This window comes from Pseudolysinimonas kribbensis, from assembly GCF_030161895.1.
Classification (GTDB): Bacteria; Actinomycetota; Actinomycetes; order Actinomycetales; family Microbacteriaceae; genus Pseudolysinimonas; species Pseudolysinimonas kribbensis.
This window is the reverse complement of the sequence record NZ_BSVB01000001.1, coordinates 658,566-674,069: the sequence shown is the minus strand read 5'-3', so window position 1 is coordinate 674,069 and position 15,504 is coordinate 658,566. Positions and strand designations below refer to the sequence as shown.

The 15,504-nt window shown below is 72.4% G+C and carries 16 protein-coding genes and 3 pseudogenes; 15 read left to right on the top strand and 4 right to left on the bottom strand.

Going from position 1 to position 15,504, the window contains the following annotated elements:
• Positions 1 to 2: 2 nt before the first annotated feature.
• Positions 3 to 143: a hypothetical protein gene (locus QQK35_RS03780; protein WP_284252989.1), complete on the bottom strand. Its 141-nt coding sequence runs from the start codon at positions 141 to 143 to the stop codon at positions 3 to 5.
• 153 nt (positions 144 to 296) lie between these two features.
• On the opposite strand from QQK35_RS03780, the gene QQK35_RS03775 reads away from it, so the two are divergent.
• From QQK35_RS03775 to rimM, 5 genes and pseudogenes are all read left to right on the top strand, one after another.
• A complete protein-coding gene (locus tag QQK35_RS03775; RefSeq protein WP_284252988.1) occupies positions 297 to 947 on the top strand; it encodes a hypothetical protein in 651 nt (216 codons plus the stop codon).
• A gap of 26 nt (positions 948 to 973) precedes the next feature.
• On the top strand, positions 974 to 2,740 hold the full coding sequence (locus QQK35_RS19580; RefSeq protein ID WP_348534878.1) for an LLM class F420-dependent oxidoreductase: 1,767 nt from the start codon (positions 974 to 976) through the stop codon (positions 2,738 to 2,740).
• Positions 2,741 to 2,864: 124 nt separating this feature from the next.
• A pseudogene (gene rpsP, locus QQK35_RS03760) lies at positions 2,865 to 3,266 on the top strand (30S ribosomal protein S16); the annotation flags it as partial.
• A gap of 129 nt (positions 3,267 to 3,395) precedes the next feature.
• Complete coding sequence (locus tag QQK35_RS03755) at positions 3,396 to 3,719, top strand: RNA-binding protein (protein ID WP_284255588.1); 324 nt, start codon at positions 3,396 to 3,398, stop codon at positions 3,717 to 3,719.
• Complete coding sequence (gene rimM / locus QQK35_RS03750; protein WP_284252986.1) at positions 3,716 to 4,369, top strand: ribosome maturation factor RimM; 654 nt, start codon at positions 3,716 to 3,718, stop codon at positions 4,367 to 4,369. Before QQK35_RS03755 ends, rimM begins: the two co-directional genes overlap by 4 nt.
• A 94-nt stretch (positions 4,370 to 4,463) precedes the next feature.
• On the opposite strand, the gene QQK35_RS20220 is transcribed toward rimM, so the two are convergent.
• Positions 4,464 to 4,802, bottom strand: a complete 339-nt coding sequence (locus QQK35_RS20220) for an endonuclease domain-containing protein (protein WP_425565013.1) — start codon at positions 4,800 to 4,802, stop codon at positions 4,464 to 4,466.
• Between the two features lie 738 nt (positions 4,803 to 5,540).
• On the opposite strand from QQK35_RS20220, the gene trmD reads away from it, so the two are divergent.
• Positions 5,541 to 6,230, top strand: coding sequence for a tRNA (guanosine(37)-N1)-methyltransferase TrmD (trmD, locus tag QQK35_RS03740; protein WP_284252981.1), 690 nt, complete (start codon positions 5,541 to 5,543; stop codon positions 6,228 to 6,230).
• Here trmD and map read toward each other — a convergent pair.
• A pseudogene (map, locus tag QQK35_RS03735) lies at positions 6,227 to 7,005 on the bottom strand (type I methionyl aminopeptidase). The gene trmD and the pseudogene map overlap by 4 nt on opposite strands.
• A 161-nt stretch (positions 7,006 to 7,166) precedes the next feature.
• On the opposite strand from map, the gene rplS reads away from it, so the two are divergent.
• The 9 genes and pseudogenes from rplS (at position 7,167) to QQK35_RS03690 (ending at position 14,798) form a co-directional block, all read left to right on the top strand.
• Complete coding sequence (rplS, locus tag QQK35_RS03730; protein WP_284252979.1) at positions 7,167 to 7,514, top strand: 50S ribosomal protein L19; 348 nt, start codon at positions 7,167 to 7,169, stop codon at positions 7,512 to 7,514.
• Positions 7,515 to 7,684: 170 nt separating this feature from the next.
• Positions 7,685 to 8,502 (top strand): annotated as a pseudogene (lepB, locus tag QQK35_RS03725) (signal peptidase I).
• Positions 8,499 to 9,206, top strand: a complete 708-nt coding sequence (gene rnhB, locus QQK35_RS03720; RefSeq protein ID WP_284252977.1) for a ribonuclease HII — start codon at positions 8,499 to 8,501, stop codon at positions 9,204 to 9,206. The pseudogene lepB and the gene rnhB overlap by 4 nt, the downstream one beginning before the upstream one ends.
• Positions 9,207 to 9,285: 79 nt before the next feature.
• Positions 9,286 to 9,609, top strand: coding sequence for a DUF2469 family protein (locus QQK35_RS03715; RefSeq protein ID WP_284252975.1), 324 nt, complete (start codon positions 9,286 to 9,288; stop codon positions 9,607 to 9,609).
• 80 nt (positions 9,610 to 9,689) lie between these two features.
• Positions 9,690 to 10,070: a YraN family protein gene (locus tag QQK35_RS03710; RefSeq protein WP_284255587.1), complete on the top strand. Its 381-nt coding sequence runs from the start codon at positions 9,690 to 9,692 to the stop codon at positions 10,068 to 10,070.
• 13 nt (positions 10,071 to 10,083) lie between these two features.
• Positions 10,084 to 11,616, top strand: coding sequence for a YifB family Mg chelatase-like AAA ATPase (locus QQK35_RS03705; protein ID WP_284252973.1), 1,533 nt, complete (start codon positions 10,084 to 10,086; stop codon positions 11,614 to 11,616).
• Positions 11,613 to 12,830 (top strand): DNA-processing protein DprA, encoded by a 1,218-nt coding sequence (gene dprA, locus QQK35_RS03700; RefSeq protein WP_284252971.1) that lies wholly within the window; start codon positions 11,613 to 11,615, stop codon positions 12,828 to 12,830. Before QQK35_RS03705 ends, dprA begins: the two co-directional genes overlap by 4 nt.
• 39 nt (positions 12,831 to 12,869) lie before the next feature.
• The gene (locus QQK35_RS03695; RefSeq protein ID WP_284252969.1) at positions 12,870 to 13,829 is read left to right on the top strand and encodes a phosphodiesterase; all 960 of its coding nucleotides are present in this window, start codon (positions 12,870 to 12,872) and stop codon (positions 13,827 to 13,829) included.
• 54 nt (positions 13,830 to 13,883) lie between these two features.
• A complete protein-coding gene (locus QQK35_RS03690) occupies positions 13,884 to 14,798 on the top strand; it encodes a tyrosine recombinase XerC (protein WP_284252968.1) in 915 nt (304 codons plus the stop codon).
• Positions 14,799 to 14,832: 34 nt separating this feature from the next.
• On the opposite strand, the gene QQK35_RS03685 is transcribed toward QQK35_RS03690, so the two are convergent.
• Positions 14,833 to 15,399 (bottom strand): M23 family metallopeptidase, encoded by a 567-nt coding sequence (locus tag QQK35_RS03685; RefSeq protein WP_284252966.1) that lies wholly within the window; start codon positions 15,397 to 15,399, stop codon positions 14,833 to 14,835.
• Positions 15,400 to 15,504 lie beyond the last annotated feature (105 nt).

Below are 15,504 nucleotides of genomic sequence, written 5' to 3'. Positions count from 1 at the left end.
CGTCAGCGCCAGGGGTCCTCGTCGACCTCGCCGGTCAGGATCCCGACGACGGCCGTGATCGTGAGCACGGCGGAGACGACCACGTCGACGAGCGGCAGACCGGCGATCCGCACTCGTGCCCATCGGCCCAGCCGCGAGCGCATGGCGTCACTCTAGTGACGGCCATGGCCGTCCGGCGTCGCCCGATCGGGCGACCTCCGCGCCCGGGATTCGCCCGGTCGGACGACGCGGCCGCATCCCGCCGCTCGCCACCCTGAGGAGCCGGCGGTCGTCGGCTCGTATCGAAAGGGAACCCCATGACCTCGCAGCTCACCTGGCGGCGGCTCGCCGCCGTCGGCATCCTCCTCGGCCTGGCCAGCCTCATCGCGACGACGCTCCTGCAGTGGATGCTGCAGGCGGGCGCCTCCTCGCCCACCTCGGCCGCGCACGACGAGCCATCGCTCTGGCTGCTGTGCGGCCTGCTGGCGGTGTTCGGGCCGCTGGCGTGGGCGGCGGGTGTCGCGGTCCTCACGATGCAGGTGCGGGAGCGCGGCTGGGTGCTCACGACGATCGGCGGCGCCGTGACCGCGCTCGGGTTCGGCATCGGTGCGGCACACCTCTCGCTCTTCTTCGGCCTCTTCGCGGACCTCGCGGGGCCGGGCGTTGGGGATGGCGCCGCCACGGCGGTCATGCGCGCCGACGACGGCGACCCGCTCACCGCGATCCTGCTCATCGGATTCCTCGTCGGCTTCTCACTCGGGCCGATCATCCTGATGATCGGATTGCGCCGGGCGCACCGGGTCGCGATCTGGGTGCCCGTGGCCGCCCTGATCGCCGCGGTCGCCAACTTCGTGGGCGGCCCGATCGCGGGGGCGGTGCAGCTCGCCGCGCTGCTGGCCACGTTCCTGCCCGCCGTGCTGATGCTGCTCCGGCGGGAGGACCGGGCCGTGCCGACCGCCAGCGTGTGAGGCCGCCGCCTCCGTAGGCTCGACAGGTGCCATCCGACAACATCCGCATCGCCGTCCAGGTCACCAATCAGCACTCCACCTACGCGGGCATCCGCGAGACGGTGCAGCGTCTCGAGGACCTCGGCGTCGACATCGTCCTCAACTGGGACCACTTCTTTCCGCTGAGCGGCGACCCCGACGGGCTGCACTTCGAGGCATGGACGATGCTGGCCGCGATCGCGGAGCAGACCTCCCGCGTCGAACTCGGGCCGCTCGTGAACTGCAACCTGTACCGCAACCCCGACCTGCAGGCCGACATGGCCCGCACGATCGACCACATCAGCGACGGCCGGTTCATCTTCGGCACCGGGTCGGGCTGGTTCGAGCGCGACTTCGCCGAGTACGGCTACGAATTCGGCACGGTGGGGTCGCGTCTGGACGCGCTCGCCGCCGACCTTCCGCGCATCCGGGCGCGCTGGCAGAAGCTCAACCCGGCGCCGGTGCGCCGTATCCCGATCCTCATCGGCGGGGGAGGCGAGAAGAAGACGCTCCGGATCGTCGCGGAGCATGCCGACATCTGGCACAGCTTCTCGAACCCGGAGACCCTCGAGCGCAAGCTCGGCATCCTGCGCGAGCACTGCGCCGCGGTCGGACGCGACATGGACGAGATCGAGCTCTCGACCGGCGTCATGACCCGGACCGGCGGACACGTGGATACCGCGGTGCTCGAGCGTCAGTACGAGCTGGGCGTGCGGCTGTTCCAGACCGACGCCGACGGCCCGGACCACGACCTCGAGGCGGCACGGCAGCTGCTCGCCTGGCGCAGGAGCTTCCGGGGAGTGACCCGCGCGTTCGTGTCGCACGCGAGCCCTAGGGTCGAACGCGTGTCCCGCGAACGCGTGTTGACCCTCGTCGCCGTCGGCGTGACGCTGCTCGCCTGGGCGAGCGCGTTCGTCGTCATCCGCGGAGTCGCGCCGCATCTCGGCGGGGGAGCGCTCGCCCTCGGCCGCCTCGCGGTCGGCACGCTCGCGCTCGGCATCGTCGCGCTCGTGCAGCGGCGCTGGACGCGCCCCACCGCCCGCGAATGGGTGCAGATCGTCGTGTACGGGGTCGCGTGGTTCGGGGCGTACAACGTCGCGCTCAACATCTCCGAGCACACCCTCGACGCCGGCACGTCGGCGATGCTCGTGGGCATCGGCCCCATCCTCATCGCGCTCGGCGGCGGCGCGTTCCTCGGCGAGGGCGTGCCCCGATGGTTGCTGATCGGCACGGGCGTCGCGTTCTGCGGCGTCGTGCTCATCGGGCTGGGCACCTCGCTCTCGGCACGGGCCGGCCATCCCGTCGACGTCGTGGGAGTGCTGTGGGCGCTCGTGGCGGCCGTCACGTACGCGATCGGGGTGCTGGTGCAGAAGCCCGCGATCCGACGGCTCCCCGCCGGGCAGGTCACGTTCCTCGGATGCGCGATCGGCCTGGTCGCGTGCCTGCCCTTCGCGGGTCAGCTCGCGCATGAGCTGTCCCGCGCTTCCGTGGCGGCCGACCTCGGCATCCTGTACCTGGGCATCGTGCCGACCGGGATCGGCTTCTCGACCTGGGCGTACGCCCTGCAGCGGATGCCCGCGGGGCGCCTCGGCATCTCGACGTACGTCGTGCCGGTCATCACGATCGTGCTCGCGCTCGTCGTGTTCGGCGAGCTGCCGACCTGGCTGGCGATCGCCGGGGGCGTTCTCGCGCTCGCGGGCGTCGCGCTCTCACGGCGTCGCAGCGCCGACGGACGAGTGCCGGTTCCCGCCTCCGTCGAAAATCTGCCAGAATAGCTCCTCGGTCCTACCGCTCGACCCTCTATCCGGCGCGGGAACCCATTCAGAGCTTTCTGCCGCGTGTGCCCCACGCGCACGGCTGCAGTTCGAACTCATCCAACGCCTACACATCAGGAGAACCGTGGCTGTCAAGATCCGCCTCAAGCGGCTCGGCAAGATCCGTGCGCCGTACTACCGCATCGTCGTCGCCGACTCGCGCACCAAGCGCGACGGACGCGTCATCGAGGAGATCGGCAAGTACCACCCGACCGAGGACCCGTCGTTCATCGAGGTGAACTCGGAGCGCGCCCAGTACTGGCTCAGCGTCGGCGCGCAGCCGACCGAGCAGGTCACCGCGCTGCTCAAGCTCACCGGCGACTGGGGCACCTTCAAGGGCGAGAAGGACGCGAAGTCCACCGTCCAGGGCCGCTCGGCCAAGGTCGAGTTCCAGGCCGACGAGAAGAAGAAGCCGGTGCTCAAGCCCAAGGCCGACAAGCCGGCGCCGAAGGCCGAGGAGGCGCCCGCCGCCGCCCCCGTCGCCGAGGAGGCGCCCGCGGCCGACGCGGATGCCGCCGGGGCGACCGGCGACGACGTCGCCGCCGACGAGTCGACCGCAGCCGTCGAGACCCCGGCCGAGCGGGCCGAAGCCGCGGCCGACGCGGCCGAGCCCGAGGTGACCCCGAGTCCGAGGCAGTCACCGACGCCGAAGCGGCCGTCGACGACGCCGAGGGCTCCGGCGACAAGGAGTAGCAGCGTCGTGCTGGCATCCGCCCTCGAGCACCTCGTCAAGGGGATCGTCGACCACCCGGACGACGTCCGGGTCGACTCGTCCGAGACCTCGCGCGGCGAGCTGCTCGAGGTGCGGGTGCACCCCGACGACCTCGGCCGTGTGATCGGCCGCGCGGGGCGCACCGCCAAGGCTCTGCGCACCCTCGTGACCGCGCTGGCCGATGGCCGCCGCGTGCGTGTCGACGTCGTCGACACCGACGAGGCGTGAGCGCCCGCGCCAAGGCCCCGCGGCCCGGAACGACCCAGCTGCGCGTCGCGCGCCTGGTGAAGGCCCACGGGCTGAAGGGTGCGCTCAAACTCGAGCTCTACACCGACGATCCCGAGCGCCGGTTCCAGCCGGGCGCCACGTTCGCCCTGCAGGTTCCGACGTCGTCGGAGTGGCACGGCAAGACGCTGGAGCTGCGGGAGCTGCGCGTGTACAACGGGCATCCGGTCGCGTTCTTCGCAGGGGTCGACGACCGCACGGCCGCCGAGACGCTCGTGAAGGCGATCCTCTGGGTCGACCACGACGAGACGGAGCTGCCGGAGGAGCAGGACGCCTGGTACGACCACCAGCTCGTCGGGCTGCGGGCGCTGCGCGACGGCGTCGAAGTGGGCCTCGTCGCCCGTGTCGACCACCTCCCGGCCCAGGACCTGCTCGCGATCGCCGTCGGCGAGGGTGAGGTGCTCGTGCCGTTCGTCGCGGCGATCGTACCGGCCGTCGACATCGAGGCGGGCACCGTGACCCTCACGCCGCCGGCCGGACTCTTCGAGGACCTGCCTGACGACGACCCGGAGCCCGCCGCCACGACGCAGGGCACCGCAGCTCCGAGCCCGGAGCCCGCTCCCGTCGAGCCCACCCCTCCGGCCGCGGATTAGTCGCTCGCGACGCCGCCTGGCCGCGCGCCGTCGCCTGGCCGCGCGCCGTCGCCGATCCGCGCTCGGCGTCGAAGAATACGCCGCGAGCGGCAACTCACGCCGGTGAGGCGGTCGAGCTGCCCGTTCCGACGTCACCTTCAGCGCGCGACCCTCGCCATCGGTGTTCGCCGCGCCGGATGAGCGTCAGCAGATCCGCCTCCACCGCATCCCAGTCCTCGATGACACGCCGGTAGCTGAGCCGGACGACGACGAATCCGAGCACCACGAGGGCGAGGTCCCGACGGCGATCCTGCTCGTACGCCTCCGGATTGTCGTGCCATGTCCGGCTGTCCAGCTCGATCACCAGACGGTCGCCCACCACGATGTCGACCCGGCCGACACCGGGCACCGTCACCTGTGGTCGCAGTCGCACCCGCCGACGGCGGAGGGCCAATCGGACGATGGTCTCGGTGCCGGATTGGCTGCGCCCGTCCGCATGCTCGCGGACCCATCGACCGCGGCGACTCCGGCCGAAAACCGGCTCCAGTTGGCTGGGCACGATGAGACCCTTTTCGAGCGCTGAGTCCACGGCGATCACGGTCTCGAGCGGGCTCGCGCAATGGGAGAGCTGCTCGAGCGCCTCGATCGGGGACTCGACCAGACTCGGCGTCCCGCTGCCTCGCAGAACGCGGTGGTGGATGCGGCACCCCGGGCGTGACCGTCGGTGCGAGCCGTCGGGAACGGAGACGTGGAGTCCGTTCTCGTCGAGGATCCACACGCCGCGCAGTGCGAGTGCCGATGCGCAGGAAACCCGTCCGCCGGCGGCGACGGCAGCGCGGAGTCGGGCGGGAACGCCCGGAAGCGCGAACCATCCGGGCCGCACGCGGTGGATGCGTGCGGCCCGCACGGCGGCGGCGATCCTCCGATCCGTGAAACCGCTGGCGAGCAGGCGGCGACGCGATGCGACGCCTTCGGTGTGGCGCAGGTATTCGGTGATGTCCATGCCCGAGAGTGCGATCCGTCGCATCGCGAGGTCGGGCGGGCTGCGCGTTCCGGGTACTCGCCCACGTCGTGGGCCGTGTGGAGGAGCGCCGTTTTCGGCCCCTCACGCGCATAGTCGAGCTGTGGTGCCGATCGCGGCGCATTCTTCGACATCAGGTCGGCGCCGCCGCCCCGTCGCTACGCTCGACGGGTGCGGATCGACATCGTCACGATCTTCCCGGAGTTCTTCTCCGTGCTCGACGTGTCGCTGCTCGGGCGGGCGCGCAGCGACGGGTTGCTCGAGGTCGTCGTGCACGACCTGCGCGACTTCACCCACGACCGGCACCGCACCGTGGACGACACGCCGTCCGGCGGTGGCGCCGGCATGGTCATGAAGCCGGAGCCGTGGGGCGAGGCGCTCGACGCCATCCTGACCCCGGTGTCCACGGTCGTGGTGCCGACGCCGGCCGGCCGACTGTTCCGGCAGCCGCTCGCGCGGGAACTCGCCGATCGCGAGCACCTCGTCTTCTGCTGCGGACGCTACGAGGGCATCGATCAACGCGTCGTCGAGTGGGCGGCGCTCGAGCACGAGGTGCTCGAGCTGAGCCTCGGTGACTACGTGCTGAACGGGGGCGAGGTCGCGGCCATGGCGATGATCGAGGCCGTCGGACGGCTCGTGCCGGGCGTCGTCGGCAACCCCGAGAGCCTCGTCGAGGAGAGCCACGAGGACGGCCTGCTCGAGTACCCGAGCTACACCAAGCCCGCCATCTGGCGCGGCCTCGAGACGCCTGCCGTGCTGCTCGGCGGCAACCACGGCGCGGTCGACGCCTGGCGCCGGGAGCAGCAGCTCGAGCGCACGCGGCGGATGCGGCCGGAGCTGCTCGACGATCCGGAGCTCTAGCCGGCCCGACCCGCCCGCGCCGACAGCACGATCGGGCCGTCGTCCGTCACGGCGACCGTGTGCTCCGCGTGCGCGCCGCGGGACCCGTCGCGAGAGCGGAGGGTCCAGCCGTCGTCGTCGGTGTAGATCTTGTCGGTGCCGAGCATGAACCACGGCTCGATCGCGAACACGAGCCCGGCACGCAGCGGCAGGCCGCGATGCGCGCGCCCGTCGTTCGGGATGTGCGGGTCGCCGTGCATGATCCGACCCACCCCGTGCCCGCCGAAGTCCGTGTTCACCTTGAGCCGGGCGCCGTGGGCGACGTCGCCGATCGCCGCGGAGATGTCGCCGACCTTGTTGCCGACGGTCGCGGCGGCGATGCCGGCCTTCAGCGCCTTCTCCGTGGTCGCGATGAGGTCCAGGTCCTGCTGCCGCGGGGTTCCGACGACGATCGACAGGGCCGAGTCGGAGACCCAGCCGTCGACCGACGCGGCGAAGTCGAGGAGAGGATGTCGCCATCCCGCAGCACGTAGTCGTGCGGCAGTCCGTGCAGGACCGCGTCGTTGACAGAGAGGCAGATCACCTTGCCGAACGGCGACGCGCCGAACGACGGGTGGTAGTCGATGTAGCAGCTCTCGGCGCCCTCGCGGCGGATCATGTCGTGCGCGAGCGCGTCGAGCTCGAGCAGGTTGACGCCGACGTCCGCGGCATCGCGGGTGGCCTCGAGCACCCTGCCGACGAACTCACCGGCGACCCTCATCCGCTCGATCTCGGCCGGGGTGCGCAGTTCGATCACGAGGCACGAGTTTACGGTCGGGGGCAGAGTCTGGCATGATGGACCCTTGTGCCCGGCGGGCTCTGCCCTGGGGGAGCCGCATCTGACGCTCGGGCCGCCATTTCCGATTCTTCACACCGAACAGCGTGCGACCCGCGGCGCGCGCAGAGAGCGATAGCGCCATGCACATCCTCGACTCCGTCGATGCGGCCCATCTCAAGTCCGACATCCCCGACTTCCGCCCCGGCGACACCGTCAAGGTGCACGTGAACATCGTCGAGGGCAGCCGCTCCCGTATCCAGGTCTTCCAGGGCGTCGTCATCGGCCGCTCGGGCGAGGGCATCCGCGAGACCTTCACGGTCCGCAAGGTGAGCTTCCAGGTCGGCGTCGAGCGCACGTTCCCCGTGCACTCGCCGATCATCGATCACATCGAGATCGTCACCCGCGGCGACGTGCGCCGCGCGAAGCTGTACTACCTGCGCGAGCTGCGCGGCAAGAAGGCGAAGATCAAGGAGAAGCGGGACGCCTGAGGCGCCTCGCTGCCGGATTCCTACGTCCGAGACGGGCGTCGGCGCCGCCGCCGCTGCGACAGCCGGAAACGGCCGTCGCTGCCAGCTCCGGCGCGCCGCTTCGGGCTGCGCGCGCCGCGACGTTCTCCCGGGTTCGCGCTGCATAGGATTGCGACGACCCCGAGGGAGACATGACGCTCAACGACACCGCGGTCGCCGATCCCCGCGACCGGGATGACGCCCCCGCCCGTGCCCCGCGCAAGGGCGGCGTCTGGCGCTTCCTCCGCGACGTGCTCATCATCCTGCTCGCCGCGATCATCATCTCGTTCCTGATCAAGACGTTCCTGATCCGGTCGTTCTACATCCCGTCGCCGTCGATGGAGGACACCCTCGACGTCAACGACCGGATCATCGTCAACGAGCTCCAGCCCTCGGCATTCCCCCTGCAGCGCGGCGACGTCGTCGTCTTCAAGGACCCGGGTGGCTGGCTGCCCCCACGCCGCCGGTCGACACCAATCCGGTCGCCGGGTTCTTCGACTGGCTGCTCTCGATCGTCGGCCTGACCGCCCCCGACTCGAACGACCACCTCATCAAGCGCGTCATCGGCCTGCCCGGCGATCACGTGACGTGCTGCAACGCGTTCGGTCAGATCAGCGTCAACGGCAGTCCGCTCGACGAGCCGTACGTCAAGCTCCCGACCGGCATCACCGCCGTCTCCAAGGACTCCTTCGACGTCACGGTGCCGAAGAACTCGCTCTGGGTCATGGGCGACAACCGGTACGACTCCGCCGACTCCCGCTACAACCGTGACAAGCCGGGCAAGGGCTTCGTGCCGATGGATGACGTGGTCGGCCGCGCGATCCTGATCACCTGGCCGATCGACCGCTGGACCTGGCTCGACGACTACCCCCTGACCTTCGCGGACGTCGGCAAGCCGGGCGCCAAGGGCACCGAGCCCGCCCCGACCCCCTCGCCCACGCCCACGACGACCACCACGAGCGGCGGATGACGGTCGCCGATCCGACCCTTCGACTCGAGCGGCGACTGCTGCGCGAGGGCGCGTCGATGGTCATCGGCGTCGACGAGGTCGGCCGCGGCGCGATCGCCGGGCCCGTCGGCGTGGGCCTGAGCGTCTTCGACGGGCACGGGCGGCGCATCCCGGAGGGGCTGCGCGACTCGAAGATGCTGCCCGAACCGACCCGTGAGCGCCTGCATCCGATCGTCCAGACCTGGAGCACGGCGCACGCCGTCGGCCTCGCCTCCAACGACGAGATCGAGGAGGTGGGCATCATCGTCGCGCTCGGCATCGCCGCGATGCGCGCGTTCGCCGGCCTGCTCGCGGGCGGACTCGTGATGCAGGATGCCGTGATCCTCCTCGACGGATCGCACGACTGGCTCTCCCCGGTGCTCGATCGCGCCGAGCCGATCGCCCGGGGTGCGGCGGTGTTCGGGGGCGCGCGTCCGCCCGTGACGATGCGGGTCAAGGCGGACCGTGACTGCGCGGTGGTCGCGGCGGCGTCGGTGCTCGCGAAAGTGCATCGCGACCGCGTCATGATCGCCGCCGACGGCACCCACCCCGGCTACGGCTGGACCGGCAACAAGGGGTACGCGAGCGCCGAGCACTACGCGGCGATCGACCGGCTCGGGCCGACGCCGCTGCACCGCGTCTCGTGGCTGCGGACACCGTCGCTGCTGGACGGCCTGCTCGCCTGATCCGCCCGGTCGCGCCGGCATCCCGAGCACGCGACCGCCGACCCGGACGCCCTCGGCGTCAGCGCCTAGACTCCCCTCGATGGACGACGACGAGATCGAGGACTACGACCGCGAGGTCGAACTGGCCCTGTACCGCGAGTACCGCGATGTCGTGAGCCAGTTCCGCTATGTGGTGGAGACCGAGCGCCGCTTCTACCTCGCGAACGACGTGACGGTGGAGCGCAAGGACACCGAGCACGACTTCTACTTCGAGCTCACGATGAGCGACGTGTGGGTGTGGGACGTGTACCGCTCCGACCGGTTCGTGAAGAGCGTGCGCGTCATCACCTACAAGGACTTCAACCTCGAGGTGCGCGGCGACAAGGACCTCGAGCTGCCGAAGGAGCTCGCGCTCGACGAGTAGTCCCTCCACACGCCGTCCGCGCGCGGACCCGTCCCCGCCCGCTGCGGTTTCGATCCGCCGCTGCGCGCCGGCCCGCGACCATCGTCGACATGGCCGCGAAGGATGTTCTGGGAGCGCGGGGCGAGAGCATCGCCGCCGATCACCTCACGCGCCGTGGGCTGCGGGTGCTCGACCGCAACTGGCGCGGCCCGTCGGGCGAGCTCGACCTCGTGCTGCAGGACCCCGCGTCGCGCGAGGTCGTCGTCGCGGAGGTCAAGACCCGCGCCGGGGTCGCGTTCGGGCATCCGTTCGAGGCGATCACCGCGGCCAAGCTGGCGCGGCTGCGGCGACTGGCAGGGGAGTGGTGCGACGCTCATCCGGAGCTCGCGGGTGCGCACCCCCGTGTGCGCATCGACGCAGTCGCGGTCATCGCCCCGCGTGATCGCCCCGCCGTGATCGAGCACCTCCGGGGCATCTTCTGATGGGCGCGGACTGATGCCGCTCGCACGCTCCCATGCCGTGGCCCTGCTCGGGATCGACGGCGCCATCGTGCAGATCGAGGCCGACATCTCGAGCAACCTGCCCGCCTTCATCCTGATCGGGCTCCCGGATGCCGCCCTCGGCGAGGCCCGCGACCGCGTGCGGGCGGCGGCGCACAACTCCGGGCTCGCCATCACGGCGCGCAAGCTGACCGTGAACCTCTCGCCCGCGGCGCTGCCCAAGCACGGTGCCGCCTTCGATTTGGCCATCGCGATGGCCGCCCTCGCCGCCGACGGCAAGGTGCCGGCCGTTTCCGTCGATCGCGTCGTGCACCTGGGCGAGCTCGCGCTCGACGGTCGCCTGCGCCCAATACCCGGAGCCCTGCCGGCGGTGCTCGCGGCCTCGCGCGCCGGCTACGACACCGTCGTCGTGCCGGCGGGCAACGCGGACGAGGCGCGGCTGGTCGAGGGCGTGCGCGTCGTCGGCGTCGCGTCGCTGCGCGACGCCGCGATCTGGCACGGCGCCGAGCTCGAGCCGGTGGAGTGCGACCCCATCCCCGGCCCGGTCGCCGTCGACCCCGACGACGACGCCGGCGACCTCGGCGACATCGTCGGCAACGAGGATGCGGTGGAGGCCGCGCAGATCGCCGCAGCCGGCGGGCATCACCTGTTCCTGCTCGGACCGCCGGGCGCGGGCAAGACGATGCTGGCCTCCCGCCTGCCGGGGCTCCTGCCCGACCTGCCGGCGGCGGAGGCGCTCGAGGTGGCGTCGATCCGTTCGCTCGGCGGCGCCCCGGTCGGATCGCGGCTGCGCGTACGACCGCCGTTCGAGGCGCCGCACCACACCGCGAGCGCCGTCTCGATGATCGGCGGCGGCAGCGGCTGGATCCGCCCCGGCGCGGTGGTGCGCGCGGCGCACGGCGTGCTCTTCCTCGACGAGGCACCCGAGTTCCCCGCGGCTGCGCTCGACGCTCTGCGCCAGCCGCTCGAGTCGGGCGTCGTCGCGATCTCGCTGGTGAACGCGACGGCCCGCTATCCCGCGCGCTTCCAGCTCGTGCTCGCCGCCAATCCGTGCCCGTGCGGCCTGTCGGGCGTCGACGATCGGGCCTGCACCTGCTCGCCATTCGCGCGGCGGCGCTACCTCGGCCGGCTGAGCGGGCCGCTCCTCGACCGCATCGACATCCAGCTCGTCGTGCGCCGGATCACCGCGGCCCAGCTGCGCGCCGCGCCGACGCGCCCGCGCACGAGTGTCGCCGCACGGGAGCGCGTGGTCGCGGCCCGTGCCGTGGCCGCGGAACGGCTCGCAGGCACTCCGTGGCGTCTCAACGCGCACGTCTCCGGCCCGTGGCTGCGCTCGCCCGCGGGCGCACCGGTGCGCGGCGCCACGGCCGCGCTCGACCGCGCACTCGTGCGCGGCGCCCTCACGATGCGCGGTTACGACCGCGTGCTCAAGCTCGCCTGGACGATCTGCGATCTCGACGGGGTGGATCGCCCCGCCGCCGACCAGATCGGCCGGGCCCTCTACCTGCGGAAGGCGATGGCCGAATGACGATCCTCGAACTGCCGGAGGCGTCGGTCGCCCCGCTCGTGCGTGCGGTGGCGGACGCGCCGGATCGCGCCGCGGTGGGGGAGCGGTTCGCGCGCGCGGCCTGGAGCCTCGTGGCCGAGCCGGGTGACGGTGATGCCGGTCGGCTCGTCGCCGAGCTCGGGGCCGAGCGGGCGATGGCCGCCCTCGTGGCCCGGGTGCGTGAAGAACCCGCGCCGGGTGAGCCGCGGATCCCGGATGCCGCGCTCCAGCGCTGGCGCGGACGGGTCGGCGCCGGCGCGGTGCAGCTTGCACTGCGGCAGGCGGCGCGGTTCGCCGCCGCCCTCGTGGTCCCGGGAGACGACGACTGGCCGCGCGGACTCGACGACCTCGGAGAGCACGCTCCGTTCGCCCTCTGGGTGCGCGGCGACCGGGCACACCTGCGTGCGCTCGACCGATCGATCGCCCTCGTCGGCGCCCGGGCCGCGACGGCCTACGGCGAGCACGTGACCATGGAGGCCGCCGCCGGCCTCGTCGACCGCCGCGTCGCGATCGTCTCGGGCGCCGCCTACGGCATCGACGGGGCGGCGCACCGCGCGGCCCTCGCCTCCCGGGGCACGACGGTCGCGTTCCTCGCGGGCGGCGTCGACCGGTTCTACCCGGCGGGCCACGACCAGCTGCTGCAGAAGATCGTCGAGCGCGGCGCCGTCGCCGCCGAGGTGCCGTGCGGCGTCGCGCCATCCAAATGGCGCTTTCTCCAGCGCAACCGGCTGATCGCGGCGGCGACGCAGGCGACGGTCGTCGTGGAGGCGGGCTGGCGCTCGGGCTCCATCAACACCGCCAACCACGCGGCGCAGCTCGGCCGGCCGGTCGGCGTCGTGCCGGGGCCGGTCACCAGCTCGGCGTCCGCCGGATGCCATCGCCTGCTGCGCGAGAGCGAGGCGCTGTGCGTGACGACGCCGTCCGAGATGGCGCAGCTGCTCGGCGAGGAGGAGCCGATCGGCTCGGGCGTCGATGCCGACGGAGGTGCGGCGGACGCGCCCTCGCCCCTCGATGCGACGCGGCTGCGCCTGCTCGACGCCATGAGCACGCGAAGCGGTCGGGAGTCGGAGCGGATCGCCATCATCTCGGGGCTCGCACCGGATCGCGTGCGTGCCGAGCTCGGACTGCTCGAGCTGGAGGGACTGGTGCGCCGCCGTCCGTCGGGGTGGATCCGCACCGTACCGGAGCCCGCCTGATACCTCGGCAACGTCGGCGACTGCTGCGAGAGTGGGGGCATGGCAGCCGGCACCCGCATCCAGCTCGGACAGTACGCGCCGCCGATCCACACGATCGCGCACGTCAGCGACCCGCACTACCTGGGCGGCCCGCGGCCGCTCTACGGAGCCGTCGACACCGACGCGCACCTCGCCCGGGCGCTCGAGCAGCTCGAGCGGTCGGGGCGACGACCGGAGGCGATCGTCATCACCGGCGACCTCGCCGACCTGGGCGAGCCGGAGGCGTACCACCGGCTGAAGGGTCAGCTCGAGCCCGTCGCCGCGCGTCTCGGGGCACAGCTCGTGTGGGTCATGGGCAACCACGACGAGCGCGAGCCGTACGCGTCCATCCTGTTCGGCGAGGAACCGACGACCGCGCCGCAGGACCGCGTGCACGACATCGGCGGGCTCCGCATCGTCTCGCTCGACACGACCGTGCCCGGCTACCACCACGGCGAGCTCACCGATGAGCAGCTCGACTGGCTGACGACGGTGCTGGCGGTGCCGGCCGCCCACGGCACGCTGCTCGCCCTGCATCACCCGCCGCTGCCGAGCCCGGTCGAGATCATGGCGATCCTCGAGCTCGAGGAGCAGCAGCGGCTCGCGGAGGTGATCAGCGGCACCGACGTGCGGGCGATCCTCGGAGGTCACCTGCACCATGCGATGAGCGGCACGTTCGCGGGCATCCCCGTCTCGGTCGCCGCCGCCACCTGCTACACGATCGACGCCAGCGGCCCGTTCGACACTCTGCTCGGGGTCGACGGCGGCCAGTCGATCAACCTCGTCGACGTGTACCCGCACGCCGTCGTGCACTCGATCGTGCCGGTCGGCGATCCGCCGCAGGTTGCCGGGTTCTCGGGTGTCGTGCTCGAACGGCTCGCCGCCATGACGCCCCACGAGCGGCGCGAGGCCTTCTCCAATAAGCGCTCGACCTTCAACCTCGGCGACGTCGAGAGAAGCGGCGGGACCGCCGAGGCGTGACCCGCAGGCCGTGTCGCGCCTCGGCGGGAGCCGCCCGCGCGCGACCATGGACCCGTGAGGATCGACGCCGCGATCGACGCCTTCGTGCGTCAGCTCACGCTCGAGCGCGGGCTCAGCCCCCAGACCGCCCGGGCCTACCGCGGCGACCTGCTCGATCTCGCCGCGTTCGCCGAGGAGGCGGGCGTCGCCGACACCGGTGCTATCGACCTCGAGCTGCTGCGGGATTGGCAGTGGAAGGCGAGCGAACGGCTCGCGAAGTCGAGCCTGGCGCGGCGCACGGCGGCGGTCCGCGGCTTCACCGCGTGGCTCGCGCGCACAGGCGTCGCGAACGCCGACGCCGGGCTGCGGCTGCGCTCCCCGAAGAGCGACAAGCACCTGCCGCGCGTGCTGACCCGCCCGCAGCTCGACGGGCTGTTCGCCGAGCTCGAGGGGCGGGCATCCGGCAGCGACCCCGTCGCCGTGCGCGACCTGGCGATCATCGAGCTGCTGTACGCGAGCGCGATCCGGGTGAGCGAGCTGACCGGCCTGCGCCTCGGCGACGTGGATCGCACCCGGCTGACCGTGCGGGTGCTCGGCAAGGGCGGCAAGGAGCGTGTCGTGCCGTTCGGCGTGCCGGCGGCGCACGCCCTCGACCGCTACCTCGAGCACGGCCGTGCGGCCCTCCTGGCGGACGGCATCGACACCCTGTTCCAGGACGCCCTGTTCCTCGGCGCCCGCGGGCGCCCTCTCACGCCGCGCACCGTGTACCAGCTCGTCGCGTCGCTCCTCGCGGACCTGCCCGGATCCGGCCCCGCCGGGCCGCACACGTTCCGGCACACGGCCGCGACCCACCTGCTCGACGGCGGCGCCGACCTGCGCGCCGTGCAGGAGCTGCTCGGCCATGCGAGCCTGGCCACCACGCAGATCTACACGCACGTCTCCGCCGAGCGCCTCCGGAGCGCGTACGCGACGGCGCACCCGCGCGCGTGAGCTGAGCTGAACTCGACGAGCCGGACTCCCGCTCTCATCCACCGCGCGTCGGGTACAGCACCGCCGGCGGCACCCCGCCGAGGAACAGCAGTGGATTCACGTACTGCCCGTCGACCCTCGCCCCCAGATGCAGGCACGTTCCCGATGTGCAGTGCCCCGCCAGCACCGTGCCGATCACCCGGCCGCGGTGCACGACGTCGCCCGCGTGGAGCGTCGTCGACACCGGCTCGAAGCTCGACAGGACCCCGCCGGCGTGCTGGATCGACAGCACCGGTCGGTCGACGACGAACCCTGCGAAGTGCACGATGCCGTCGTCGGGTGCGAGCAGGGGTGCGCCGTCGGGCGCCCGGATGTCGATCCCGCGATGCCCCGCCCCGTACGGCGTCGGGGGTGCGAGATACCCGCGCACGACGGGATGCGGCGGTGCGACCGGCCAGGCCCAGCGCGCGGCGGCGTTCTCCTGAAGCACGTCGGCCACGGGCGCCGCGTCCGCCGCGAACGCTGCCGACGAGGCGCACGCGCCACCCCCGGCCACCAGCGCCACTGCCATGAGCGCGACCGCCACGAACCGCGGGACGCGGGGTGCGGCACGGGATCGCATGTCGCCACCCTCGCGGTGTGCACCGGCGTGCGGGGGCCGGCCACGGCATCTGGTGCACAGCCGACATGCGCGACGCCGGGGAAGGAGGCTACACTTGCCCTGCAC